This is a genomic window from Blautia ammoniilytica, from assembly GCF_025566965.1.
Taxonomy (GTDB): Bacteria; Bacillota; Clostridia; order Lachnospirales; family Lachnospiraceae; genus Blautia_A; species Blautia_A ammoniilytica.
The window spans coordinates 1-25,774 of sequence record NZ_JAOQJL010000047.1 but is presented as its reverse complement, the minus strand read 5'-3'; the positions used below and the strand labels follow the sequence as shown (position 1 = coordinate 25,774).

The window sequence follows — 25,774 nt, the reverse complement described above, 5'->3', positions numbered from 1 at the left end:
AGTCAGTAATCTTATTTTACTCTGAGGTATTTTTTTCTCAACCTTCTTTCTCGGAATTCCTTATATTTGAATTATACAAGAAGCTCCTCTATTTTACCTGTATGAATATCTTTAAAACCAGCTACTTGCTCGCCATTACATATGCTCACTTTGATTACTGGTTTCTTATTTTCTTTATCATATGTCTTTGTAGCTGGCTTTTTCTTAAATAGACCCACTCTGTGCACCTTCTTTTAACTTTGCTATTGTCTCGATAATACCTACTACCGGACATGCATCTGCATCTACAAATTGTATCCAGTCCTTTTTCGTTTATGTAATCAATATCTTTCTGCTTTAGATGGAAACTGCTTCGGAACTTGGAATTGTTCAGTCGCTCAAATAACTGCTTGTACCATTTATCCTTCGTCATATCATCACCACAAATCGTATTGTTTCATAGTCTCTGCATTTCGATATTCATGTTTCTCATAATATCCTATCAACTTCCCATCATCTCTGAGTGCCACCATATAAACATCTTTATTCTGTTTCTCATTGTGAAAAGTGTAAACGATATTATGACTTTCATCTACTGCAAACCAGTCCACTACCTGCTGTATTTTATCTCTTGATTCCGGATTGTGACAATCTAACAGACTTTTTCCAATAAGTTTATCGCCACCTCGCTTCGCATAACTGATAACAGCTGCCGGATTCATGTAAATAATCTCATGCTTAAGATTGCATATAACAACGGATGCCTTATCCTGATCAACAATACTTTTATAAAAGCTGACATAAGATTTAAACTTAATCACCTCTTCATTATCCTGCCTCTTTTGAAGTTGTGGTTTCTTTCTTCGATAATAATCGTATATTTCTCCACCTGGTATCCAGATTTGTGCCTCATTTATCTTATCAAGTACAGCTTCAACAATCTGTTCATCTGCCAGCGAATCAGGTGCTTTATCATGTTCTGTTACATACTTTTTGTATTCTTCATACACCCAGCCTGTAATCTTATCCTTCTGTTTCATCTTGAGATCAGTAAACTTCTTGTTCATCTGTAAAAGCTGACCATCTATCTTTTTATGTATTTTTGTCTTCTTACTTTTTGCCATCTTATGTTATCCTTAGAACTTCACTACTTCCGGTTCATGTGTAAATGATGAAAATGTAGCTGTTGCATTCTTAAAATAAAACACCTCTGTATTTCCATCATCTGCTGAGTACATATTCTGTAAAGATGGATAAGCATCAAGCATAGACTGTCTTGCTTCTCTTCTATCATCTTCTACAAGTTCTCCTGCTACACGAAGCCACTCTCCATTCTTAAATGCACAGATTTCTACCTTTGGATTTGCATGAATCTGTTTTGAAACATCTTTCACCTTTCCGGTCTGAATATACAGTTTTCCTTCAAAAATATGTGCTGTTCCAAAAGGTCTTACCCTTGGCTGGTCTCCTTCCACTGTTGCCAAATAATATGTTTCTGCTTCTTTCAAAAAATTTACTACTCGTTCCATGGTATAATCCTCCTGCCTTAACTGTTTATCTGATAATTATAATGAATTTCAACTGTTCTCAGTATAGCATATATTGCTTTATTAAGTATCAATAATTTGCCTTATGAGAAGATTGCCCTTACACATTGAGATTTGTTACTTTTCTTTCACAGTAACTGCTCACGCAAAAAAGCCGGAGGTCACCATGTTATCTGCGACCTCCGACTTGTTCTGCTTATGCTATACCGTCCTATATCCTGATCATATTCTCTCCGGCTTATCTTTTCCCTGTTTTTCCTAATTGATTCTCTCATAATCTCAGCTGTTCATGAATGAGTAATTCCTTCCTTTAATCCGTTTTCCTTTCCTAAAAGTCAACTATTTATTCTAATATACCTCTTACAAGCTCGATTCAAAAACTCATAGTCATGTGTTACAACTATAATAATATATTTTTCTTCTGCCAGCCGTTTCATCAATTTTTCCACCTGACACATATGCCTAAAATCCAGTCCACTGGTAGGTTCATCGAAAATAAGCAGCTTTTTTCCACTCATAACTGCCTGGCAAATAGCAAGCCTTTGTCTTTGTCCGCCAGATAATATCATCGGATGATATTCTGCATACTCTTCTAAGTCGAATTTTTCAAGTAGTTCCCTGATTTCCTGTTCGGAAGCGTCTTCATTTGCAAGCAGGCATTCATTTTTCACACTATCTGAAAACAACTGATGATTGACTTCCTGCATGACCATACCAAATAATTTTGTCCTCGCTTTTCCTGATAATTTTTTTCCTTTATACAGAATCTCACCATTCATTGTTTTAAGCAAGCCACACAAACAATTACAAAACGTAGATTTTCCGGAACCGTTTTTCCCTGTGATACCGATGATGTCTCCCGCTCTTGCAGATAAACTAATATTCTGAAAAATCATCTGTTTCTTTCTCTTAAAGGAAAGATTGCACACCTTAAGCTCTGCATTTTCCAAGTCACCGGAAATTTCCGGAATCTGTATCTGTTCCGGCACTATACTCCTTAATCCCAACTGTTCCCGCTCTGAATCTGACAAAGTCCTGAACTCCGATGGTGTAAATTCCCGTTCTATATGTCCTTCTTTCATGTAAATAATTCTGTCTGCGAATTTCTGGATCCATGCCAGACGGTGCTCTGCCACAACTACAGTATGTCCCTTCTCCTTAATTACCTTCATTCTTTCACTCAGCTTTTCCATCGCTACTATATCCAGATTTGCTGACGGCTCATCCAACACATAAATCTGCGGATTCATGGCATATACTGATGCGAACGCAAGAAGCTGTTTCTCACCACCTGACATGGAAAATACATTTCGGTCTTCCAGCTTCCCTATATCTAATTCATTTATTGTATTCTTAATTCTTTTTCGTATATATTCCGGTTCCACGCCTCTGTTTTCCAGGCCAAATGCCATCTCAGCATTAGAATCCGTATAAAAAAACTGAGTTCTTGGATTCTGAAAAACAGACCCTACAAGCTCTGCAATTTCATACATAGGTATCTCTGCAACATTTTCCCCGCAAACCGTAATCGTTCCATCTACGCTGACATCCCTCACAAAATGTGGAATCAATCCATTAATCAATTTTGTCATTGTGGTTTTTCCACATCCACTTTCCCCACATATCAATACGAACTCCCCATCCTGTATCTCCAGATTCACGTCTGACAGAATTCTTTTCCCTTGTATTGTTACATTTACATTTTCAAACTTTATCATTTTCTTTATCCTGCGATCACCACTATAAGTATTCCAAATGTTACCAAAATCATTATCAACCAGTCTGAAATCCCCATGTGAAGTGTTATTTCACTGGTCTTCTTTCCCGGATTCTCGATTCCTCTTGCCACTGCCGCTGCCGCTATTTCATCCGATGTATTGACTGCAGACACGATCAATGGAACTAACGTACATTCCAAGCGGGATGCCCATGAAATATTCTGAAGTTTCATGGCAGCATTTATATGTACGAACTCCTCTTTCAAAGCCGGAAAATATCGAAGTGTCGTAGACATTGCTATGATAAATCCTTGTGGTAGATGCAGTGTATACATGGCAGCGATCATTTTCTGCATGGACGATGTTCGAAGCAGCAACAAACCTGCCAAAACACATGGCAGCATACGTAATGAATAATTAACTAAAACCGGAAACACCATATTCATCCATGCGGGGCACTGCGGAAATACATACATTAGTAAAAGTTGGAAAGAAACAAGTAAAACGATACCTTTACCTGCCGCCTTATATAGTCCATGCACCAGCATAAGCAGGAGAAATATGCCTGAAAGCATACTCCCCTGCTCAGAATTTTTCTGACAGAACATACCAATATTTGCCATTAAAAGCAGCCACAGCCCAGCTCTTGGATCAAGATGATTGATGACTGTTCTCTTATTCATCAGACAATCCCTGCTTTCTTAAAATGTTTACGGAATAAACCTTTAGCAATCAACGCTCCAATCACACCTCCTATGACTGGAGAGATACAAAGTATAATCAGCATTGGCGTAGAAATCAATCCCGATAAAGACCGGACATATTCTGCAGACATTCCATTTTGCTGAATCTGCGCCAGAAAACTGTCTTTATACACCCATATTGCCAGTGGAGAGCCAAGCATTCCATAACAGAAAAACACAAACGATATCATCATATGTGTAAAACTGTTATCATACTTTGTCACAGACCTGTACAGTTCCGACAATATACATGCAATAGCAAATGTAATCAGTAACAATACTGTAAACTGACCAGTCACGAAATAAAGCAATGCAGTAATTGTTCCCATAATAAGTACTACCCCTGGTTTTCTCACTTTAGCTGTCATAAGCAGGAATGGGATTCCGGTCACAATTCCTGTCACGCCCGGTAACAGCAGCCACAACACTGGCACAAATCCAGTAAACATAGCTGCCAGATTGAGCACAAAATAAATTGCAGAAAAGATTCCTATTGTAATAAGATCCTTTCCTGATAATTTTCTTGATTCTTCCATGTTTTTCGTTCCTCCTAGCCGATTTTCCAGCCTTCCGACTGGCTTCTGATATCTACAAAATCCTTGTATTTTCCAGGAACAGCCACCAGTTCCGTGTGAGTTCCTCTCTGAATAATCTGCCCATTATCTACCACCAGAATCTGATCTGCCTGTTCAATCGTCGCCAGTCTGTGTGCAATGGTTACTATGGTTTTTCCTTTTGTAAGTTCCGATATAGCTGCCTGGATCAGATGTTCATTTTCCGGATCTACACTGGCTGTCGCTTCGTCAAGTATAATAATCGGTGCATCCTTCAGAATCGCTCTTGCGATGGAAATGCGCTGTTTTTCTCCACCGGACAGGCTCCCACCCCCTTCACCGATGACAGTATCGTAGCCTTCCGGTAATGCCATAATAAAATCATGGCAGCGCGCTTTCTTTGCCGCTTCGACCATTTCTGCTTCTGTTGCATCCGTTTTTCCAAAGCAAATATTATTCCTCACTGTATCATGAAACAGATATACATTCTGAAATACCATGGAAATGTTGGATAACAGACTGTCACAGGTAAATTCTTTCACATCATGTCCTCCCACACGAACACTTCCACTGTCTGCATCATAAAACCGGGCAATCAGATTGCAGATCGTAGATTTTCCGCTTCCGGAAGGACCCACGATTGCTGCAACTGAATACTCCGGAATTTTCAAATTCACATTATGGAGCACCTGTCTTCTTTCCCTCCCTTCTCCGTAAGAAAAATCTACATTCCGAAATTCGATATCATAGTGTGCAATCTCTATCTGCTGTCCATCTGCATCAATGAAGGACTCTTTTGTCAATTCATCCAAATGATCCAAGGCATCATCAATGACAGCCAGTACATGGGCGCAGTCTGCAATCGGCTCCAAAGAGCCAAACACATGGAATGACAACAGAATTATAATCATCATATAAGTAAAATCCAGCTGTCCGGAAAATCCCAGATAAAATGCAGCGATCACGATACACACACTTGCTGTCTTTAACGCCAGCAGATGCAGTGCATTATAAGGAATATACCCCCATTCTATTTTCAGATTAATATCACGGCTGTCCCTGCATGCTTTTTTCATAGAATCCATAGAAGCTCCTGCTTTTCCAAAGGATTTGACTACAGAAAGTCCTCTGGCATATTCCAGGGTTGCTCCGGTCAGATCTCTGTTTGCTGCTGCAAGGACTGGTGCATTTCTTGTACTGTACTTTGAAATGATAAGCAGAAATATCAGAGAAACAGCAGCACCCGTCACTGCAATCAGCCCCACTCTCCAATTCATACAGGTAAGCCACAAAAGAATACAGATAAAATTCAGATAACCTCCTACAAAATTATCAATCATACGGATTCCCATTCCTTCCAGCGTATGAAGACCTGTAGTAATAGAATTGAGAATCGTGCCTGTATTCATGTTCTGGAAATATCCTAAAGATACACGTTTCAGTGCATCTCCCACTGCAAGTCTATCTCTGGCAATCAATTCATAACTGATCGACTCCTGAAATCTTGCTCTCAGATAATCAAACAGAAAGCGCAGAAAAATAAAGAACAACAGAATCACGATACTTTTTCCAATCCAAACCGTTGAGACAGCTTTTCCCTGTCCTTCGCATTCTACAAGCTTCCCGATTATATATGCAGCCCATATGACCGGCATTGCCGCAAACCAGCCTGAAAAAAAGGAAAAAATAAAACCGATATACAGATTCTTTTTAAAACTTCCACACCAGTCAATGATTCTTTTTACAGTGCCAAACATGATTCTTCACCTTCTTTCTGGCTTCCTACTGCCCAGTGCCTTACTCCCACATGGGCCTGCCACATTCTCTGATAAAGCGGACAGTTCTGAATCAGTTCTTCCTGAGTTCCTTCTCCTTCTATACAGCCATTTTTCAAAACAACAATTTTTTCTGCATCTGTGATTGTGGAAAGTCTGTGTGCAATGACCAGCAATGTCTTGCCTTTTGTCAGTTCTTCAATACTCTTCTGAATCTTGTTCTCATTTTCCGGATCCGTAAATGCAGTCGCTTCGTCAAGGATGACGATCGGTGCATTTTTTAATACCATTCTGGCAATAGCAATTCTCTGCTTTTCTCCACCGGACAAGCGTTTTCCTGCTTCCCCTGCCGGGGTATCATAGCCCTGTGGCAGTTTTTCTATAAATTCCTGGCAGCATGCCTTTTTTGCTGCTTCCCGCACCTCTTCATCCGATGCAGCCGGATTGCCAAGACGTATATTTTCCAGAATGGAACACCGGAACAGGAAATTATCCTGTGTCACAAAACTAACCATTTCTGAAAGCTGTGACAATGGAATTTCCTTAATATTCACACCACCTATGGTAATACTTCCTGATGTCACATCCCAGAATCTTGAGATCAACCTTGCTACCGTGGATTTACCACCACCGCTCGGTCCGACCAATGCGGTAAAACTTCCTGTCGGCATTGTCAGGTCTATTCCATGCAGCACCTCATCCTTTTCCTTACCAGTATAGGAAAAATGCGCATTTTCCAGTTTTACATCATAGCTGCTGATATTGGCACGTACAGAAGACTCCGGCAATTCTTTCATCGTTAAAAAGTCCTGTATACTTTCAATGTTATATTGCATTTCACGAAGATTTTCGGAGAATACCTCTATTTTTGCAAAAGATGTTACCATGGACATGGACAACATGACTGCCAAAACAAGCTGTGATATGGTTAACTGACCATGCATGGTCAGATACAGACCTACAGGCAAAGTTCCAAGCAAGGTAGAAGGAAACAGGGCGAATGTCATTTTCATGGTGATCCAGGTGGAGGACAGCCATTTCACAACAAATTTCTTGTAATCCAGGATTGCTTTTGCATATTTCTCATAAGAGGTTCCAGCCCTGCCAAATGCCTTAATGACTTCGATTCCTTCTATGTATTCTACAATGGTACTGTTCATATGTGCATTTGATTCATCGTACTGAGTGAAACTTTTTCCACTGATTATCATGGTAAGTGTCATAAATACCATGGACAATGGAACGGTTACAAGAGAAGCCAGTGCAATTCTCCAGTCCAATGTAAACAAAGCGATAAAGCTGATTACCGGAAGCAGGAGATGTCCGCTTCCTTCCGGAATCATATGGGCAATGGGAGGTTCCATATTTTCGATTTTTTCTACCATAATGCTCTTGATTTCACCAATACTGTGCCCTTCTACATCTCCTAACGGTGCTTTCAGAAACCGGTCTGTCAGGCGGATCCTTAGACCCTCCAATATGTGATAGGCTGCTATATGGGAAATCCATGTGGATGCAGAAAAGCTTACAATTTTTATAATGTAAAAGAGTAGGGCATATAGACACCACTTTAAAATTTCCTGCATAGGAGCCTGGTTCAGATTTCTTATATACAAATCAATGCCACGGTAAATGCAATAATATGGCATGAGTCCACTGATAATACTGATAACAGATAAAACAACGGATATTCCAAGCCTTTGCCCGCTTCCTTCGGTATAACCAAGCAATACTTTCAGCCAACTGTCTTTTTTTTCTGATACTTTTTTATTTTCCATCAAAGGTTTCCTTTCTGAATCGGTACTCTGCCGGAGACAGCCCCATCACACTTCGAAATGCAGATGAAAATTTCCCCGGATTTTCATATCCTACACTTGCGGCAATCTCCTGTACTTCTTTCTCTTTATCCTGTAACAGCATATTTGCAGCCAGATTCATGCGATACCTCTTCTGATAAGAATAAATAGAATCTCCATAAACATCTTTGAAGCATTTTTTCATAGTTGTCAGTGGAATCTCATACATAGAGGAAAGTTCTTCGATGGTAAACCGTGTCTGAGGATTCCCTGTGATCTGCGCATGAATCCCTTTGATTTTTTCCATCTGAGTTTTGTAATAATATGGTCTGACTTCTTTTCTGCCTTCTACGGTTATCGTGTTTAAGTACAACAATAATTCCACGACTTTTATCTGATAATATTCTTTCGCTTTTGCAAGCTCTGGATGAGCCATGTTTTTCTGGTAAAATCCAGAAAGAATCGACTCAAGTTCCTTATCTCCCCGAATTACATAAGGTTTCTCTTCGGCACAATACCGGCTTCGAAGATTCTCAATGGATACGGAAAATCCCTGAAACAATTCATCAAGTGCCTTCTGAACTTCCACAACTTCCATGAAAATACTGACTCCATGATAATGCTTCAGAGGATAATAAGTTGTCCCTTTATGATTTTCTCTGTTATCCAGACGAAGTTCCTTTTCCTGCATAATACTGAACACACCAGGCTTTACCTCCATCTCAATTCTTCCCTCCCGGCAGTGGTCAATACAGAATATTTTTCTGTCATTCTTCAATTCAAATTCAGATACACACTGTTCCATATGCATGTCTGAAAAGCAAATCATCACTCCGGGCAGCACACGGTAAATTGTCATCACTCCTTCTCCTGTCATATCATTCAGCATAAGGATCGAACAATTCTCATTCTGAATCACAGGCTTCACATTACTTCCAAGACTTGCAATTTCATTTACATTCAAATTTCTTCTCCTTCCTTTCACATAATGGTATTTCTTTGTGTTAGTTCTATCTAACCTTTTTTTCTATTATCTTAACATGAGAATCGAGCATTATCCAGACCTGAACGGACGGCAATAATCCATTTGGACAAAAAATAAAGTTCCAGACTTATTATCTGAAACTTTATAATGAATCATCATCATTGCATTACTTCACGCAATAGAAATATATCATGGAACCGTCAACATGGATATCCGTTTCTTTATATAGTTTTTGAAGGATATTTCTTAGCTCTTTCTCCGTCTGACACGGTGGAGAAAACCGACCTTTCTTTGCAAGAATATTTTTTTATGTTTTATAGGCATTTTGTATTTTGTCTGCCATATTACCATTCAAATTTAATTTTAATTCTAAAAGTTTAAAACTATCGTTCTCTGATCTTCCTGATATTACGATTCATGAGGTGTCTTCCAATATGTCTATAAGCAAATGCTTTAAAAGCTGAAATTTCTTGATGATGTTCCTTCAACAGTTTATCTGGACAATCATAAACACCAAAATCCTGATTGATTCCCTCGCTCTGAATATAAGTATTGTTCCTATCAAACTCAATAATGAGATTCCTGAAATCCTTGACTGCTACTCCATAACCGCAAAATGCACCTGTACATTCCGAATTTTGTTCCTGTAACTTCTTTATGTAGGTTTTATCCAAAATGAAAGCTTCCAGTTCATACCACTGATTTTCGAAATTAATTTCTACCCAGCTATGGAAAATACTTTTTGGAGCATTACGGTAAACAAACCCGGTCATAGCCCCTTTCTGCAATCTTTTATCAATCGTAAAACCATGTACTCTGCATGGAATATTGCAGGCACGTAAAAGTGCCATAAATAAAGTTCCTTTTGTATTACATTGTCCATAACCATCTGCAAGTACTTTTGAAGCAGGAATTCCGTCATCAATATTATATCCAAATAAAATATCATCTCTTACATAGTTGTAGATTGCCTTAATCCTTTCAAATTCACCCATTTCCTTCCATTTCATATTTCGAATAAGTTTTTGAATGGCCGGATTAGAAAAATCAACCATTCGTGTTTCCCTAAGATATTTATCCTTCATTTCCTATCGCCTTTCCCATAGGTTTTCTCACAACACAATGCAGTCGCATACCTTTACGGATTTCAAATTTTTCTACTTTTAATCCTGCTTTTTTGCAGCATTTTATGACCACATCTCTTGTTGGCACTCGGACATCTCCATGTCCGCATATATTTGCCAATGGCATTTCCAATGTATTCATCAGCCATACCAATACTTTATTGTCACTGGTCACATCTCTCAGTATCAATCTTCCATTTGGGCGAAGACATCTTTTCACACTGTCAAAAAATGCCTGTGGATCCGGATAATGATGGAAGCTCATAGAACAAATAATTGCATCAAATGAATCGTTTTCAAAAGGAAAGTTCTCACAGTCTCCTACAACAAATGTTGCATTTGGAATATTTTTCTTTTTTGCCTGTTCAATCATGGCAGGAGTCAGATCCAGTCCTGTATAATGTCGGTCTGGATATTTTTCTGCTAATAAAGAAATCATCGGAGCAGATCCGCAACCTGCATCTAATAGATCTCTAAATGGCTCCTTTTCTAATTCTTCCAGAATATCCGGATAATCTTTCTTGCACATTTCGTAAATACCAGCATGGCTACTTTCATATCTTCCTGCTGCTTTTGTAAATTCTTTAATTGACAATTTTTTATATTCTTCATTTTTCATGCTTTTTTCTCCAATCACTGTGCCTTTTTCGTCTTGCATCCGCATTTCTTCCTTCTGTTCATATAAGCATAAAACTGCTTAGTTCTTTCGGATTTATTTCCTGATATTTCTGCAAATGTTGTCGGCTGAATCAACCTTGGAGTGAGTGCTGCATACAAGGAACCGATCACACCCGCACCATAAATCAATATTCTCATAAGAATCATTCCTCTCCTCTTACCCCAGTGCCACATCCAAGATCATCATCAAACTAAATCCAAGTGCAAAGAAAAGCGTACCGATATTTGAGTGCTGTCCCTGAGACATTTCCGGAATTAGTTCTTCAACCACGACATATAACATGGCTCCTGCTGCAAAGCTGAGTAAATATGGTAATGCCGGGATTACCAGCTGTGCGGCAAGAATCGTCAGTACTGCTCCAATCGGTTCAACCACTCCTGAAAGTACACCTCCCAGAAATGCCTTTTTCTTACTTTCACCCTCTGCCCTAAGCGGCATGGATATAATCGCTCCTTCTGGAAAATTCTGGATAGCAATTCCAAGTGATAAAGCAAGTGCACTTGTTGCTGTAATCTGTGCATTTTCAGCAAGAAATCCAGCATACATTACACCAACTGCCATACCTTCAGGGATATTATGTAATGTAACTGCCAACACCATCATCGTAGTACGGCCAAGTTTGCTTTTCGGTCCCTCTGCCTGATCACTTCCAACATGAAGATGCGGAATCAAATGATCAAGAGCGAGTAAAAACAATATACCAATCCAGAACCCAACAACTGCCGGAACAAACGATAAAGCTCCCATATTCTCAGATTGTTTAATAGCCGGAACCAGAAGACTCCAAATTGAAGCAGCAACCATTATACCCGCTGCAAATCCTGCAAGTGCACGTTGCACGGATTTATTAAGTGTTTGTCTCATAAAAAACACACATGCTGATCCTATCGTTGTTCCAACAAACGGAATCAGTATACCTTCAAAAATATTTATTCGCATTATATTTTCCTTCCATATATGCTCGAAAAAATTCATTGGCAAAAATAATTATCTTCAGCGGTATAGTATTAGTTCTATAGCTTATTGATTATATTGCCTAATATCTGTTATTCTATAATTTTTCATACTTTCATTACGTTAGCTTTAACTAACTGTCTAGTATAAAGAAAACCGTGCAAAAAGCAAACTGTAATTTCACACGGTTTTATTATGCTTAAGTATATCACTTAAGTAATCATATAACAATATATTTCTTTCAAAAATTTACAAAAGGGCGGTGGAATTTACTCTTTCACACAATAATGTTATGGTTGTATCTCCTTCTGACAGCAGTACTGTAAAAATAGCATAATTTGCAACAACCCTCACTTTCTTTACCCCCAGTTCTTCTGCCAGACGCTTTACGTTTCTATAAGTCTGAACACTTCTGGCTCCCGGTTCTATCACAACGATAAACTGATCCATACCTTCTGTTGTCCCTCTTCCAAGATGTCCCAAACCTGCTTCCATATCCAGCAGCACAACATCCTCTCAGTGCAGAATAAGATTATTGATGATCCGTTTAAGCATTACATTTTCCCCTACTGTCAGATGTTTGATAAATTGCTTTAAAATACTATTCATTGTGCAGGCACAGCCTTCATTTGCCTGATGTATTTTTCCACTGGAAATAAGCATCACGCCATTGTTTCGTGAAATATATTCTTCGGGTATCTCATTCAATGTAAATGGTTCCGAATAGAACTTTTTTGCAAATGCAGACAACTTCACAGTATCAAGAATCTCTCCTGCCATCATTGTTTTAAAAGCTTTCTCCTTACCGCCAAAATACTCTGTAAAATCCCTTGGAAGCTTTACGCCAAATTGGCGATGCAGTCCATAATTTGATTCATCAGAATCGGCTACAAGAACAGTCTTTCCCATTCGTTCAAATTCTTTGGCAAGCAGCGCTGATACTGTACTTTTTCCACAGCCAACCTTTGCCACATACTGTAATCTTCATACTTTTAATCCTCCAACTCACAATCCTAACTTCTTTACAATTTCTCCCAGTGCACTTCTTACAGGAGAATCTTTCGGAAGCCGTATGATCGGCTTTCCATCACAGTCATACTGATATACCTGGTCATCATGTGGTACAACCCCTAACAGTTCCAGTCCCTGATTTCGGATTTCTTCCAGAGTTCCGGCATCCAGTTTTCCATCTGGAACACGATTCACGATTAATCCAGTTTTTTGTGGTTTAAAGTTTAACTCCTTCATCAGCTTTGCAATACGTCCGGCTGCCTGAACACCTCTTCTGGAACAGTCACTTACAAGAATCGCAACTTCCATCATTGGCAGGATTCCTCTGCTGATATGTTCCATACCTGCTTCGTTATCAACCACAATATATGGATAATGGCTTTGCAGTTTCTGAACCTGGGTCTGCACAAGACCATTTACAAAACAATAGCAGCCCTGTCCCTGGGTTCGTCCCATTACCATCAAATCATAATCGTCTTCTTCTGCAATTGCATCGGAAAGACGCATTTCCAAATATGCCTGTTTAGTCATTCCTGCCGGAATCTGATATCGTGGATCAACTCCTGCACGTTCAATCTCTTCTCTCAGTTCTCCCAGTGTAATCTCCGGTTCGACGCCGAGCACTTCATTCAAATTCGCATTTGCATCTGCATCTACAGCTAAAACAGGATGTTTTCTATTTTCACATAAATATTGAATCAACAATCCACAAAGGGTTGTTTTCCCTACACCGCCTTTTCCTGATACAGCAATTACATGTCCCATGTTTTTCCTCCTAGCATTCTGAATAATCTGTTGACTTTTTCTTTAAATTTCATTATAGTTGTTACTATATAAATTACAATAATCAATCTGTGAGATTTGTATGGCTACTCAACACATCAGAAAAATTGTTGAGGAATCATATGATACCAAATAATACAGGAGTATATAATGTCAGAAAAAACGAGAAAACAAGATCGCCGTACCCGCTATACCAAGCAAACCATAAAAGATACTTTCCTAGAATTGTTAAAGCAGAAAAGTTTTACGAAAATTACAGTTACAGAGATCTGCAAAAATGCTGAAATCAACCGTGGCACTTTTTATCTTCATTACTACGATATCCATGATGTATTATCAGATATTTTTAATGATATGACTCAGGATATGTTAACAACTGTAGATCATTTATTCTGTCTAAATCAAAAAAGCTGTTCCTATCCGTTCTGTCAGAAAATACAGATGGAATCACAATACAGGACACTGTTTCTGGATGATACAATTGCTCCCATTCTTCTGGAAAAAATAGCAGAAAATACAAAAGAAGGCTATGTGACCTGGCTTATGTCACACAGCCTCCTGACCTTTGAGCAGGCAGAATCGGTTTTTTATTTTCAAATGAATGGCTGTCTTTCCATCAACAGACTGATGCTCCGCAATCACTGTAATGACTGGAAACAGATTCAGACAACAATTGACAAATTTATCAAAGCCGGACTGGAAAGTTTTCTGATTCATGATCAGAGGGAAGAAAATGCTTCCGATAATTTTTGTAGCAAGATTTCTCCGACTGTTACCGCATCTTCTACACTTAGATAATGATCGGCATGATCTTGAAGAAATAGTTTTCCCGATACAGGAAATTCTTCATCTGCAAACCATACCTTTAAAGTTACCGGATATCTTGGCAGAACTGGAAAAACAGCACACAAATCCGCCTTTGTCTCTGTGAATTCTGCACCTAGGCTTTTACATGCTTTCTGAATCATCTCAGGATCTTTATCCTGCAAAAGCTTTTCCAGTTTCTGCTCTGCAGTCTGATCAAACTTGGTTCCTCGAATCAATCCATCTTTCAGGTTACCAAAAGTAATGAGCTTCTGTGAACCTTCTGTTCCATCGGCCATATCCAGATAATGCAGCAATGTCAGATAATGCCATTCGTCCATGTTTGAGTTAATACAAAACTCAGGGAGTTGAATTTCAATCGTTTCATAAAAACTCAGTACTTCAAGCACATTTCGGCTGCTATGAAAAACAGCCCCACTTTTTGCAGCAAGATCCTCTCCGGAACGATTTTGCAGCCTTTTTACTGCTGCCTGCAACATTTCCTGAAATGCACGATTTTCTGTTTGATTTTTGTATTCCATAAGCTCTCCTTTGTGAACATTTATAGTATCATGTAAACATCGGTGTACAAGGGGTACAAACAAGATAAAATAGAAATGAGGGGCGATAGAGCAGAAATGTCAGATTTTCCACTCTATCTGAACACGGTCGCTGGTGGCCTTGATCGTAGAGATCAAACCATCGGCGGCTTTTCTTTTGTCGTCAAAATCTATGCTGTCCCAGTTGTCGAGATAATAGGATAACTTCTTTATCTGCTGGGGAGATATGATTTCAACGCTCAATTCAGCGATTGCCTTTGAAATGGTCTGGCGTCGGGTGTCCAGTTCTTCAATTTTTTTGTTAGCGTAGGCAAGCAAGGTCGCATTGGCTCCGGTCAGCGTATCAAGCAGCTTTTCAATTTCTGACTCCACCTGTGCCAGCTCCACTTGATAGGCGGTCAGTTTCGGATTGACTTTTTCCTCTCTGCCGTGGAGTATCTGAAAGTCTTTGAACTTCTCCTGCATGGCCGAGAAAATGAATTGCTCAAATTCTTCTTTGCGGATTTTCCCGCAGCCCGGACAGCCTTTGTTTTCCGTCCGTTTGGTACAGCGGAAATATCCGGTGCTGTTTGGTACATGGGTGGCTTTCAGAGCATACCCACAATGCCCGCATTTGATTTTTCCGGCCAGCCAAGTATTTTTCGGTTTCCGTCCCTGCTGGAAGGTGGTATTTGCCATAAGTTTTTTCCGGCATTTAAGCCATGTGTCAGAGGAAATGAGTGCTTCGTGGGGAGCGATAACAAGTATCTGGTCTTTTAAGCACCTGTCCTTGTCCTCCTTCACATCCCGCCCCTGATAGAGATAGCAGCCGTTTGTTCCGGCAAAGTCGGAAGCGTCATTGACAATCGCTGCGCCCTGGCTCTTGAAAAATTCGTACAGCTCCAAATCGGCCTGTGCGTAAACGGGGTTTCTTAAAAGCTGGGAAAGAAATGTACGGAACATGGATTTGCCATAAATTTTTATGTCATGTTCCTCGAAGTATCGGGTAATATCTCCGAAGGAGGTTTCCGGTTCAGCGTACATTTCAAACATCAGCCGAACATGGTCGGCGGCTACGGGGTTGGCAACCATTTTCTTTGTGCGGATACCCTCTACCACAGTAGGCTCTAACTGATAACCGTATGGTGCCTGTCCGCTCATGTGAAAGCCTTTCAGGCACCGTGAATAGTAGGCGTCTGTGACACGCTTCTGAATTGTCTCACGTTCAAGCTGGGCGAATACAATGCAGATATTCAGCATGGCCCGGCCCATCGGGGTCGAAGTATCAAACTTTTCTGTGGATGATACAAACTCCACATCATACTCTTGAAACAGCTCCATCATCGTTGTAAAGTCCAGAATAGAGCGGCTTATACGGTCCAGTTTATACACGATGACCCGCCTGACCTTTCCCTTGCGGATCTCGCCCAGCAGCTTTTGAAACTCCGGCCTGTCCGTATTTTTACCGGAATATCCTTTGTCCTTGAATACCCGGCAGCTCCCACCTTTCAATTCATACTTGCAAAAGTCGATCTGACTTTCAATGCTGATACTGTCCTTGCGGTCTACTGACTGTCTTGCGTAAATACAATCTTCTCTGATAAATTCCATATTGGGCTCCTTTCCTTGTTGGAATGGAGCTACCAACCTTACAACTATATTATACCATCAGCAGCCCCGGACAACAATGTTGCGAATGATTAGGGAAATCTGTCTCCATATTTGCGGAACACCTCATAAAGACAACGCTCAATTTCTTTTTTGCGCTGTGCTTTCTCCTTCGGGGGAAGTACCGGCGTGAGGCTTTCCAGCACAATGATCTTCCCTTGAAATGCGACAGACTTTGTTTCTCGTTCATAAGTGACAGCTTGCATCATTGAAAACCTCCTTTGCGAAAGTGCGTGTATATGCCTGCCTTTCCCACTTGTCCCGTGGGGAAATGTCAAAAGACGGCACCCAGCAGGTGCCGCCCTTTGAGCTTTCTCCACTTCGGGTCGATGTGACCCGAGGTCAGTAAGGACTGGAATGGTACTTTTCTTTGGCGTCCTCCACGCTGTTGAGGTCAAATACTTCATAAAGCTGCCCCACAACACGCCGTATATCCTTCTTTGAAAATCCGCAGTCCTCCATTGCCATAATGACATAACCACGGCAGGCGTCATTGCTCCATTCGTCCGGTTCCAAGCCGGGGATCATTCCAAACGCATTTCCCATAAAGTGCTCCTTTTTTTGAAAAGATGGGGAGCCACGCCAGATTGGTTGGCCTATCATCAGACAGCATTGCCGGGGGCTCCCCATAGGTTTTCACTTCATTTCAGACACACCGGACGGGCATAGGCTTCATGCCCCATAGTATTTCAACTCTCCCCATTCTGATGGCAAGGCGTTCTCATTGCCTGCGACGGCTCACGGCTTACAAGGCCGCTTCAACGCTCGGACTGTGACTAAACGCAAGTATCCGGGTTCTGCGCCTGTTCCGGTGGAGCCAGCCTTGCCCCACCTATGGCATGGACCTGTTCGCTCGCTCAGTTTTACAAAGACTGTATTCTCTGAAATCCGAGGTCATGGCGGGTCTGTCACACAGCGCGTTCCCCTTCGTATCCGGGTGCCTTTTTATTCAATTTTCAATCTGCATGAGGCTTGTCTGAACCTCGGGCCATTGTGACCCGAAGTGTTTTGCCTCTCATAAGCCATTTCATTTTCCAGCCTAAATCGGTACGCCTTACAAAGAATTTTTCAAAATTTTTTCTAAGCGACGCAGACCTCGCTCGATTGCGACACGAACTACTTTTTCATGGACGCCCTCTGCCCGGGCAATGTCCTGTTTGGTCATGCCGAGAATGAAATGGGCGTAAATCCGTTTTGCCTGTTTGTCTGGCAGACTGGTAATCGCTGCGTGAAGTTCCTGCATGGTCACTTTCCGCTCATACAGTTCATGGGGAGATAAAGCGACAAAGACAGCCTCATGCTCCAGCCCGTCATCCCGATCAAGGGAATAGTAGGCTTTGTGGCGGTATGTACGCAGCCGATAAGCAGCCTCTTTACGATCAAACTCTTTGAACATTTCTGCAACTTCTTCCGATACTTCCATGAAGCAATCCGATGTATAGAATGGGTAATAGTCCCGCAAATTGATAATAGCCATATTGACCTCCGTTTCGGTTGTTGGTTGACGAGTGACCGAAACGAAGGCGGCGGGGAGCGGCACCGGGGAATGACTTCGGGCCAACATGGCCCGAAGCGGCCCCATAAGAACGCAAAAGCGCCCGGGCGGCATGAAGCCACACGGACGCATGAAGTTACATATTCATTTATATGTTGTCTAATTTCACATTCATAACCAGACTGTCCCGGAGGGGGAGCTACGCTTTTTTTAACTGGTGCAGATCATGGATACTGTGGAAAAAGACAAAAATAGACACGGCGGCAATCCTCCTATATGCCGCCGTGAATTTACACGGTGTTAGGTCGTCGTTGGTTTAGGGTAGACGAAAAGAAACGGCGGCTCTGATTTACTCAAAACCGCCGTATTAGCTGTGTAAGTTTGCATGAGGAATCATCTGCCTGTCAGCGGTTTTTTTCTTTTCTGCCGCCGGGCAGATTGATAGGATATAAAATTGATAACTTGTTTTATGTATATTAAAACCTTATCTGCCGAATTTTATATCATGTAACCGACTGTCTGTTATGAACTTCTTTTTTCGTGGGTCTCCCTCTGCTCGATAAATCATCAAATTTTTTAGATTGAATATGGAACTCCAAACCGTTTGAAAATTAGGATCTTCATATTGACACATAAAGCCATATTCGCCTTTAAGAAGGGACATCGTATTTTCTAAATAATTGCTGGTAATCTTATCTATAAAACTATTCATAACAACTTTATATCGTTTGGCAGAATCATAATCATCGCCGTTGGAATCGTCATAAGAAGCATATTCATCAGATGTAAAGCTATTTACTGTACATACAATACTCCCGTTATCTGATGTTATGGCTTCTCGAATATTTTTTTTATCTGGAGTACATTCAACAACAACCATTTTTCCATTTTTATCTGCGAGAAGGATATTGCAGTTAGAAGCTATGGGTAATTCCATAAGCAACGAAATAGCGGTTTCTGTATCATCTGCCTTTTCTAATAAATATCTAACAATAAAGCACGAATTAAAGCCTGGCTTAATTTTTTCAAGTCTTGTCATAACAAAAGTCATTGCAACCGCTAAACCATGTTCGTTTAATCCCTCCTCTCCATTGATAAAAGAAGAAGTAGTGATATTAAATCGGTTTCCGTTTTGAGGAGAATAAATTTCACTTTTACTACCATCCCGTAAATATGGCGGTAAATCATTATTGCGCCCATAAATTATATTATCATCTTTGGAATAAGCAAAAGCAGTACAGCCTCTTATCTCAACTGGAATATTATTTTCTAAGTTATACATACAACAGCCCATACATAGCATCCAAGATATGAAAGAAAGGTAATCAGCACCTATGATCTCACTTACACCTCTTATTTCTTCACATACCTCAGGAAAAAATTCTCTAAGAATTTTTTCACTTTCTTTTCCATGGTTTAGCTGAAAGGTATCAAGATGAAGTGGAAACGATATATTTGCCTTTTGAAAAATGGTTCCTCTTTTAACACCCATCTGATAATGGTCGCCTTTTAATCTTAAATGGTACATTTATATATTTTCCTCCTTCTTTTTAATTGCAATCCACACTTCTGAATGTCCATGTATTGTCCCGTCCTCAACAACTGGATATACCTCAATATCAGGTAATCCTGCATATTCATATCCGGAAAAAGGTAGCCATTCTGTATAAAAACGGCGAAACACACCTTGTACACTTTCTTTGAAATAGCCATCATTTTCAAAAATTACCCAAGTTGTTTCAGGTATTTCATATTCATACATTTCTTTGAGGATTGGATTGTCCGTTGAAGCTGCAATATAATAAAAAATATTATCTGGGTTGTGGTAGACAGTTACACCTAAAATTCCTTTTGGTTCGTTTTGTCTAAAATTACATATTTGATGGAATTGAGTAGTAGTCAAAGTGTGTAGCCAAAAATCGGGCACATTTTTCATGTTAGTTTCAGAATCCTCTACCAGAGGGGTCCGAACACCAACGATACGCAAGGGTCCTTTTTTCTCAATGTGATAAGACATTGCACTTCCTCCTGTAATGTTGACAGAAAATCTAATAGCTGGATAAGCATTTAATGTATTTCCGATGTCTTTAGCCGCAACCGGAGAAATGCCATGTACATTCTGAAATGCTCGATTAAAAGATGTAGGGGATGTGTACCCATATTTTAAGGCAATTTCCAACACTCTTTTATTTGTTCGTTGTAATTCAAAAGCAGCTTGTGTCATTCTACGGCGTTTTATATATTCAGCTAATGAAATTCCTGTAATGTAAGAAAACATCCGTTGAAAGTAATAAGTTGAGCAACACGCTATCTGGGCAGCTTCATCGTAAGATATGTCACTATCCAAATTATGCTCTATATAATCTATGGCGTTGTTTATTCTTTTCAACCATTCCATACAGATTCCTCCTTTTTGACATCATACCTGATATAAGAAATTTAATCCTCGCTTTCTCTGCTCTCTTTTGTAAACTTTAACTTAATAAAAATTTGTATGCAAGTCTAAGCGAAATAAAATACTACTTAATGTAAAATCCCATTACATTCTCATAATCTAACACGAAATGTAAAATGATATAGGGTGATATGAGAATGAACCAAGATGAAAGAAGGTTTGACTTTCATGGCCTCGGGGCGGCTCTCAAAAGAGCCAGAGAAGAAAAGGGCTGGACACAAGCCTATGTTGCGGAATTAGTAGACCGTGACTCCCGTACCATTATGAATATTGAGAACAAGGGTCAGTATCCCAGCTTTGACCTTTTTGTTAAACTCATTACCATGTTTGACGTTTCAGTTGACCAGTTTATTCATGCGGACGGAGGGGCAAGGTCAAGCTCTTGCAGAAAGCACATTGATGTGCTTCTAAACTCCATGAATGAAAAAGAGCTTGTCGTAATAGAAGCCACAGCCGAGGGCATTAAGAAAGCCAGAGAAACGGAGGTTCCAGAATAAGGGCCTCTGTTTTTTTGCGCTATTTTAGGGGCTGCCGCTAAGTGGCAAGCAATGCCTCTGTGGCCACAAGTGGCACAAAGGCGGCTTGTTGGGGCTCGCCCCAAACCCGTATCTTCGGGCCAACATGGCCCGAAGTGTCAGCGTCGCTTTGCTCCTTATTTTCATAACCTTAACGCTCCTTTTCCTGCTTTCTTCCCGGCTCGGTGTAGCCCATCAGAGTGTCAATGTTCGCCTTGATCGTGACGATCTCCTGCATATCCCGTCGTGCCTTCTGGTATTCTCCATAGAGCTGTTTTTTCTTTGCTGTGAGCTTGCGGCCTTCCTCCTTCAGCACATCCATTTTAGGGAGCTTCGCCCCGCCCAGCAGAGAGCGCATTTCCGCTTGTGCAGCCCGGTACAGTTCAAGGTCGGCCTCATGCTCCGCAAGGAATTTCCGGCTGTACTTCGTCGCCTTATACTGCTCAAAGACTGGGCGGGTTTTGGCATACTGAACCGTTGCGGCCTTTAGCCCGGCATTGGTTTTCATGGCCTGCTCCGTCTGCTTGACCTGTTCGGAAATAACATGGAAACGGTCTGCTGCCTCGGTGGCTTTCTTCGCCAACTGCTCATAATCGGTCAGGTTATTGTCCTGTATATAGGCAAGAGCGGCGGCCATCTGCTTAATGTTAAATACCTTCGCCCAGCGTTCATATCCCGGCCCCTTACCGGCAGCCAGCTTTGCTTGAATATCCACCGCCAGACTGATTTTCCGCTCCGAGCGCCCGAGGCGTTTTTCTTTGCCCTCAATGGCGGACAGAACATCTTGCAAGTCGTAGCCGTCCCCCAGCGTGGAGGCACGCAGACGGGTGAAGCGTTCCTGTCCCTGCCCGGTCAGCCGGAAGCTGATACCGCCGCCCCGAACCGTCTTGACCTCATACCCGGCCCGCTTCATCAAATTGAGAAATTCGTCCAAATCAGCGGGGCGTTCCGCCAACGCAGTATCAATGGCAAGGCGCAGCCTGTCCTGATAGGAAAGCGGCCCTTTCCGGTCTTTCTGCCACTCTCCATAGTTCCGATACTTGCCCTTGCTCCGGGGCTTCGGGTTCTCCACGATGGATAGCCCGTTTTCAAGGCACAGCCTGTCAGAGAGCCGCCGAAGGGCGAAGCTGGAGCCCCAAAAATTTCGGAATTTCCGGGTGCAGTCAAGGGTGGTGGAGTTGTAATAAATGTGACAATGGATGTGCTGCTTATCGGTGTGCGTGGTAACGATAAAAGCGTGCCGCCCCTTTGTCCAGCGCATAGCCAGCTCATAGCCGATACGGTTCGCCTCCTTCGGGGTGATCTCGCCCGGATAGAAGGATTGTCGTATCTGATAGCACAGCACATTATTTTCTTTCTTCTGTTCCCGGCCCGTCATAGCGGCATAGCTGGCCTTTGCCAAAAGGAACTCGTCCGCCACGGTGGCCGGATCACATTCATAAGCGGAGATATACTTTCCGCTTTCTGTTTTCTCCGGGTCCTTGCCATAGTCCAGACAATCCCGGATAGCCTCAGCAATCGTTTCGCCTTCGCCCGCATGGCGCTGTAACAAAGTTGTGGTAGCCAAAAATCATTCCTCCTTTCCATGAGAAAGGGGCGGCCCATTCAGACCGCCCCGACTTCGGGCCAGTATGGCCCGAGGCTGCTTAACTTACCAGAAACCGGTACAGAGCGGATTTGCCTCCGTCCAGCGCCCAAAGAAGGGAGCCCGCCGCCGCTTGCAGTCCATACGGCGAAAGAAGGAAGGCAAGAAACAGAAATACAATCCCGCCTATGGGCGTCGGCGTGAAAAAGAGAGCGACACCCAGCACCGCCAGGATCACAGAGGCAATCGTCAGCAGGACGGCACAAATATCAAATAGGAACACCAGCAGAGCCGCCAGAAGGGACAACGCTAAAGCAAAGGGAGCAACCAATATTTTCAGCAGTATCTTCATCTTCAAAACCTCCTTTATCTATCCTTCCTGCCTCTATTTTATCATGCCTGCCCGGGGACATAAATGTTGCGAAAGATTAGTAAATCCTGTCCCAAACCTTCGGGTCATACTGGCCCGAAGTGGTAAAAAAAGAGCAGGGCGGCAAGCCCCGCAACGGAAGCCTGCCGCCCTCGTCTTACTTTGCCACCAACTCGGAGAGCTCCCGCAGCACCTTTGACACCTCGCCCCACAGCTTTTCATAGTCCCGCTTCAATCCGTCGATTTCCTCCGGGTACACGCCATAGGTATGTGCGTGTATGGCAACCTGATTGAGATTGTTAGAACAGCGCCGTTGCAGAGAGATCAGCTCTTTTACGGGCGCAAGGTCGATGTGCAGGATATACCCATTCAGAGCCATTTTCCGTACATAAGCCCCGGCGTTGGAAATGCCCGCCTCAGCCATCCGTTCATGGATGGCTGCCAGCTCGTCCGGCGTTACCATGACGTGCAGATGGACATTCCGCTTGCGGTTCTCCATCAGCGTTCCAGCTCCCGGCCTTTCCGGCGCTCTTTGGGTTCCTTTACCTTATCAAGCGGTTTTGCATCCAGCTCCGGGGGCGTGGGTGGGATGGGCGTGTTGTTGGGTACGCCGTCGATCATGTTGCAGTTCTGCTCCGTGGAGAGCTCGGCGGTTTTCAGATAGTTGTCTTTTTCGTGCATGGCGTTCCTCCTTTATCGTTCCTCATGGTTTTTATGGCTCCGCTTCTGGCCGGGCTCCTTCGGGGGTTCATGCCCTCTGGTTCCTTCTTTGAGCCGGGCGGTAATGGATGGGCGCACCCGGTCAGGATTGCCCGGTGCTGGTTTCAGTTCATAATCCTCCATCTGCTTTTCGGTCAGCGGCTTTGCGTAGGTCAGTTCGCCCCATGCCATCAGACTGCCGTCTGCCACAGGACGCCGCCTGTCATCGTCGTAGTTGACGATGGAAAGAGGCTGGTTATCCGGCAGCTTCGGGTAAGTTCCTATGTCCACGGGCCGCTGGGTGGAATAATAGCGGTAAACGCCCTCCGGTCCCAGCTCGGTATGCTTGACCGCCGCATGGTAAAGCTGCTGATAGTCGTCCACCCGGCGGTCAAAGTCCCTCTGCGCCCATGCCTGACTGGTTCTATAGCGACCCCAGTAGTAATCCCGATGGCCGTTTTCCCCCTCGGTAAACTGCCAGGTCACAAAGGGGCTCGTCGCTCCCGGATTATGCCCCAGCGCAAAGCCGTGTCCGGTTTCAAAGGTGGCAGCTTTCAAAATCACATATCCTTGTACTGTCTCCAAGAGATCCCTCCTTTCTGTGCCTCGGGCCAACATGACCCGAAGTGCTGGATGTTACGAAATAAGAGGGCAGACCGGGGAGGAATGTAATAAGATATTCCCACCCCGGAAACACCCTCAAAAAAGCCCGGAATGTCAAGCCTTTGGAGGCGGCAAATCGTAACAGCCGCCCGGCCTTTTCTCCCGCATTTTCCTCATGCGTTCCCGGCTTTTCCGTCGGTTCCCTTCGGCCTTGCAGGCGTCGGAGCAGTAGGCTTGACGCCCCTCGGGCAAAAATGCCTTTCCGCAGACCGCACAGGCCCGCAGCTCCGGGGAGATGCCTTCCGTTGTCAGCGCCGCTTGAAGCTCCGGGTTAAGGGGCAGGACAGCCTCACGGAAGTAACGGCAGTACGCCCCTGTCCAGCACTTGTGCAGCATATAGCAGGCACAGTCAAGAGGAAGGCACAGGCCGCTTTCCCGGTCATAGTTGGCGCACATCCCCGTGACCAGAGTGCGGATTTTCTTCTTCTCGTCACGGGTCAGCTCCCGGGCGTCCATTTATGACTTCGGGCCACGATGGCCCGAAGGGCGGGGCTCCACGATCAGCGCCCGGAACTTCTTCCGGCACTGTTTTTTCTTTCCTTTGCACTCCTTGTAATAACGGCATCCCTTACAAGGGTCGTCATTGTCCCAGCCGGGGTGCGGTACTTCCTTCATCATTCGTTCAAAAGGGCTGCTTGTAAAATTCATTCTCATTCCTCCGTATCTTCCTCCCATGGCGGGGTATCTTCGTCCTCGGGTTCCTCTGCGATCTCCTCCAGCTCCCCGTCCTCATATTCGCAGTAATCATCTTCCAAATCCGGGGCTTCATGCTTCGGCTTGTAAATCTTGAAATAGTAACCAATTCCACCGCCGGCCAGCACCACCGCACCAATCAGGAGCAGAGAGAGAAGGGGGCTGTCCTTTTTCTCCGGCTTGGGTTCCGGTACTTCCTCCACCGGTTCGGTGGGCTTTGGCTCGGGCTCAGGGGTCACTTCTTTGGGCGGTTCCTTGCCCTGTTCGGCAAGAGGCAGAAGGTCGTCTGTGGTAACGGTATTGAGGAAATAAACGTTCTCGCTGGTTTTCTGTTTGTCGATCACCAGATAAAACACGCTCTCGTCTGCTGTGGTGATGGTGTAGAACTCCTTTCCATCCTCGTCGGTGGCGTTGTCCACCACGGTTCCCGTCCCGTCCGGGGTAAAGGGGTTCTGGGTTTCCGGCTCTGCTTCGGTTTCTGCCGGGGAGGGAGCTGTCTCCGGCTGCGGCTCGCTGCTCTGTGCATAAGCCGGGACTGTAAAGATCAGGCAAGTCGCCCCCACCCGTGAAACGGGTGGCTCGTAGGATGGCTATAAGCCTTTAATGCTAGGCCAGCGTCTCAAGGCGCTGGCTTTCGCTT

At 43.0% G+C, this 25,774-nt stretch carries 30 protein-coding genes and 3 pseudogenes; 2 read left to right on the top strand and 31 right to left on the bottom strand.

The features are described 5' to 3' along the window. Nucleotides 1–74: 74 nt before the first annotated feature. The 16 genes and pseudogenes from OCV61_RS16740 to OCV61_RS16660 form a co-directional block, all read right to left on the bottom strand. Nucleotides 75–218, bottom strand: a pseudogene (locus tag OCV61_RS16740) (aspartate dehydrogenase); the annotation flags it as partial. Nucleotides 219–289: 71 nt separating this feature from the next. After that, nucleotides 290–412: pseudogene (locus OCV61_RS18875) on the bottom strand (DUF4186 family protein); the annotation flags it as partial. Between the two features lie 4 nt (nucleotides 413–416). After that, complete coding sequence (locus OCV61_RS16730) at nucleotides 417–1,103, bottom strand: PAS domain-containing protein (protein ID WP_158422744.1); 687 nt, start codon at nucleotides 1,101–1,103, stop codon at nucleotides 417–419. Nucleotides 1,104–1,115: 12 nt separating this feature from the next. Beyond that, nucleotides 1,116–1,508 (bottom strand): pyridoxamine 5'-phosphate oxidase family protein, encoded by a 393-nt coding sequence (locus OCV61_RS16725; protein WP_117539884.1) that lies wholly within the window; start codon nucleotides 1,506–1,508, stop codon nucleotides 1,116–1,118. Nucleotides 1,509–1,861: 353 nt separating this feature from the next. Beyond that, nucleotides 1,862–3,244 (bottom strand): ABC transporter ATP-binding protein, encoded by a 1,383-nt coding sequence (locus OCV61_RS16720; RefSeq protein WP_158422743.1) that lies wholly within the window; start codon nucleotides 3,242–3,244, stop codon nucleotides 1,862–1,864. 5 nt (nucleotides 3,245–3,249) lie between these two features. Next, the gene (locus OCV61_RS16715; protein ID WP_158422742.1) at nucleotides 3,250–3,927 is read right to left on the bottom strand and encodes an energy-coupling factor transporter transmembrane component T; all 678 of its coding nucleotides are present in this window, start codon (nucleotides 3,925–3,927) and stop codon (nucleotides 3,250–3,252) included. Further along, nucleotides 3,927–4,523, bottom strand: coding sequence for an MptD family putative ECF transporter S component (locus OCV61_RS16710; protein WP_158422741.1), 597 nt, complete (start codon nucleotides 4,521–4,523; stop codon nucleotides 3,927–3,929). The genes OCV61_RS16715 and OCV61_RS16710 overlap by 1 nt, the downstream gene beginning before the upstream one ends. 14 nt (nucleotides 4,524–4,537) lie before the next feature. Then, nucleotides 4,538–6,298 (bottom strand): ABC transporter ATP-binding protein, encoded by a 1,761-nt coding sequence (locus OCV61_RS16705; protein ID WP_158422740.1) that lies wholly within the window; start codon nucleotides 6,296–6,298, stop codon nucleotides 4,538–4,540. Beyond that, entirely contained in the window at nucleotides 6,283–8,094 is a 1,812-nt protein-coding gene (locus tag OCV61_RS16700) for an ABC transporter ATP-binding protein (protein ID WP_158422739.1), read from the bottom strand. The genes OCV61_RS16705 and OCV61_RS16700 overlap by 16 nt, the downstream gene beginning before the upstream one ends. Beyond that, a complete protein-coding gene (locus OCV61_RS16695) occupies nucleotides 8,084–9,076 on the bottom strand; it encodes a helix-turn-helix domain-containing protein (RefSeq protein WP_158422738.1) in 993 nt (330 codons plus the stop codon). The genes OCV61_RS16700 and OCV61_RS16695 overlap by 11 nt, the downstream gene beginning before the upstream one ends. A gap of 404 nt (nucleotides 9,077–9,480) precedes the next feature. Further along, entirely contained in the window at nucleotides 9,481–10,182 is a 702-nt protein-coding gene (locus OCV61_RS16690) for a transglutaminase-like domain-containing protein (protein ID WP_158422737.1), read from the bottom strand. Next, the gene (locus tag OCV61_RS16685; RefSeq protein ID WP_158422745.1) at nucleotides 10,172–10,840 is read right to left on the bottom strand and encodes a class I SAM-dependent methyltransferase; all 669 of its coding nucleotides are present in this window, start codon (nucleotides 10,838–10,840) and stop codon (nucleotides 10,172–10,174) included. Before OCV61_RS16685 ends, OCV61_RS16690 begins: the two co-directional genes overlap by 11 nt. Nucleotides 10,841–10,854: 14 nt before the next feature. Further along, the gene (locus tag OCV61_RS16680; protein WP_262583268.1) at nucleotides 10,855–11,037 is read right to left on the bottom strand and encodes a hypothetical protein; all 183 of its coding nucleotides are present in this window, start codon (nucleotides 11,035–11,037) and stop codon (nucleotides 10,855–10,857) included. Between the two features lie 19 nt (nucleotides 11,038–11,056). Next, nucleotides 11,057–11,839, bottom strand: a complete 783-nt coding sequence (locus tag OCV61_RS16675; protein WP_158422736.1) for a ZIP family metal transporter — start codon at nucleotides 11,837–11,839, stop codon at nucleotides 11,057–11,059. Nucleotides 11,840–12,190: 351 nt separating this feature from the next. After that, nucleotides 12,191–12,418, bottom strand: a pseudogene (locus tag OCV61_RS18945) (carbon monoxide dehydrogenase); the annotation flags it as partial. A 441-nt stretch (nucleotides 12,419–12,859) separates the two neighbouring features. Beyond that, nucleotides 12,860–13,630, bottom strand: a complete 771-nt coding sequence (locus OCV61_RS16660) for an ATP-binding protein (RefSeq protein WP_158422733.1) — start codon at nucleotides 13,628–13,630, stop codon at nucleotides 12,860–12,862. Nucleotides 13,631–13,798: 168 nt separating this feature from the next. On the opposite strand from OCV61_RS16660, the gene OCV61_RS16655 reads away from it, so the two are divergent. Continuing rightward, complete coding sequence (locus tag OCV61_RS16655; RefSeq protein WP_158422732.1) at nucleotides 13,799–14,446, top strand: TetR/AcrR family transcriptional regulator; 648 nt, start codon at nucleotides 13,799–13,801, stop codon at nucleotides 14,444–14,446. Here OCV61_RS16655 and OCV61_RS16650 read toward each other — a convergent pair. The 7 genes from OCV61_RS16650 to OCV61_RS16620 form a co-directional block, all read right to left on the bottom strand. Continuing rightward, nucleotides 14,368–14,994 carry a DUF3786 domain-containing protein gene (locus OCV61_RS16650; protein ID WP_158422731.1) on the bottom strand — a complete coding sequence of 209 codons (627 nt, stop codon included), beginning with the start codon at nucleotides 14,992–14,994 and terminating at the stop codon, nucleotides 14,368–14,370. The two genes, OCV61_RS16655 and OCV61_RS16650, sit on opposite strands and share 79 nt — an antisense overlap. A 99-nt stretch (nucleotides 14,995–15,093) precedes the next feature. Beyond that, complete coding sequence (locus OCV61_RS16645; protein ID WP_158422730.1) at nucleotides 15,094–16,602, bottom strand: recombinase family protein; 1,509 nt, start codon at nucleotides 16,600–16,602, stop codon at nucleotides 15,094–15,096. Between the two features lie 89 nt (nucleotides 16,603–16,691). After that, nucleotides 16,692–16,868 (bottom strand): hypothetical protein, encoded by a 177-nt coding sequence (locus OCV61_RS16640; protein WP_262583264.1) that lies wholly within the window; start codon nucleotides 16,866–16,868, stop codon nucleotides 16,692–16,694. Nucleotides 16,869–17,001: 133 nt separating this feature from the next. After that, nucleotides 17,002–17,205 (bottom strand): hypothetical protein, encoded by a 204-nt coding sequence (locus tag OCV61_RS16635; protein ID WP_044927990.1) that lies wholly within the window; start codon nucleotides 17,203–17,205, stop codon nucleotides 17,002–17,004. Nucleotides 17,206–17,713: 508 nt separating this feature from the next. After that, nucleotides 17,714–18,136 carry an RNA polymerase sigma factor gene (locus tag OCV61_RS16630; RefSeq protein WP_172679366.1) on the bottom strand — a complete coding sequence of 141 codons (423 nt, stop codon included), beginning with the start codon at nucleotides 18,134–18,136 and terminating at the stop codon, nucleotides 17,714–17,716. Nucleotides 18,137–18,638: 502 nt separating this feature from the next. Next, nucleotides 18,639–19,682 (bottom strand): C45 family autoproteolytic acyltransferase/hydolase, encoded by a 1,044-nt coding sequence (locus OCV61_RS16625; protein ID WP_158422728.1) that lies wholly within the window; start codon nucleotides 19,680–19,682, stop codon nucleotides 18,639–18,641. Then, complete coding sequence (locus OCV61_RS16620) at nucleotides 19,683–20,552, bottom strand: AraC family transcriptional regulator (RefSeq protein ID WP_158422727.1); 870 nt, start codon at nucleotides 20,550–20,552, stop codon at nucleotides 19,683–19,685. Nucleotides 20,553–20,746: 194 nt separating this feature from the next. Between OCV61_RS16620 and OCV61_RS16615 the strand changes: the two genes are divergently transcribed. Beyond that, nucleotides 20,747–21,106, top strand: a complete 360-nt coding sequence (locus OCV61_RS16615; protein WP_036626676.1) for a helix-turn-helix transcriptional regulator — start codon at nucleotides 20,747–20,749, stop codon at nucleotides 21,104–21,106. 169 nt (nucleotides 21,107–21,275) lie between these two features. Here the strand turns inward: OCV61_RS16615 and OCV61_RS16610 are convergent, their stop codons facing one another. The 8 genes from OCV61_RS16610 to OCV61_RS16575 all read right to left on the bottom strand — a co-directional run bounded on the left by OCV61_RS16610 (nucleotide 21,276) and on the right by OCV61_RS16575 (nucleotide 25,697). Beyond that, entirely contained in the window at nucleotides 21,276–22,691 is a 1,416-nt protein-coding gene (locus OCV61_RS16610; protein ID WP_158422726.1) for a relaxase/mobilization nuclease domain-containing protein, read from the bottom strand. Between the two features lie 79 nt (nucleotides 22,692–22,770). Further along, a complete protein-coding gene (locus OCV61_RS16605; RefSeq protein WP_158422725.1) occupies nucleotides 22,771–23,061 on the bottom strand; it encodes a CD1845 family protein in 291 nt (96 codons plus the stop codon). A 175-nt stretch (nucleotides 23,062–23,236) separates the two neighbouring features. Beyond that, nucleotides 23,237–23,578, bottom strand: coding sequence for a plasmid mobilization protein (locus tag OCV61_RS16600; protein WP_012741672.1), 342 nt, complete (start codon nucleotides 23,576–23,578; stop codon nucleotides 23,237–23,239). After that, on the bottom strand, nucleotides 23,578–23,760 hold the full coding sequence (locus OCV61_RS16595; RefSeq protein ID WP_003500078.1) for a DUF4316 domain-containing protein: 183 nt from the start codon (nucleotides 23,758–23,760) through the stop codon (nucleotides 23,578–23,580). The genes OCV61_RS16600 and OCV61_RS16595 overlap by 1 nt, the downstream gene beginning before the upstream one ends. Nucleotides 23,761–23,772: 12 nt before the next feature. Further along, nucleotides 23,773–24,363: a defense against restriction DarA-related protein gene (locus tag OCV61_RS16590; protein WP_262583256.1), complete on the bottom strand. Its 591-nt coding sequence runs from the start codon at nucleotides 24,361–24,363 to the stop codon at nucleotides 23,773–23,775. A 132-nt stretch (nucleotides 24,364–24,495) separates the two neighbouring features. Beyond that, on the bottom strand, nucleotides 24,496–24,897 hold the full coding sequence (locus OCV61_RS16585; protein WP_055650129.1) for a cysteine-rich VLP protein: 402 nt from the start codon (nucleotides 24,895–24,897) through the stop codon (nucleotides 24,496–24,498). Then, nucleotides 24,898–25,116, bottom strand: coding sequence for a hypothetical protein (locus tag OCV61_RS16580; protein ID WP_330411893.1), 219 nt, complete (start codon nucleotides 25,114–25,116; stop codon nucleotides 24,898–24,900). Next, nucleotides 25,092–25,697 carry a DUF4366 domain-containing protein gene (locus OCV61_RS16575; RefSeq protein WP_158422723.1) on the bottom strand — a complete coding sequence of 202 codons (606 nt, stop codon included), beginning with the start codon at nucleotides 25,695–25,697 and terminating at the stop codon, nucleotides 25,092–25,094. The genes OCV61_RS16580 and OCV61_RS16575 overlap by 25 nt, the downstream gene beginning before the upstream one ends. Nucleotides 25,698–25,774 lie beyond the last annotated feature (77 nt).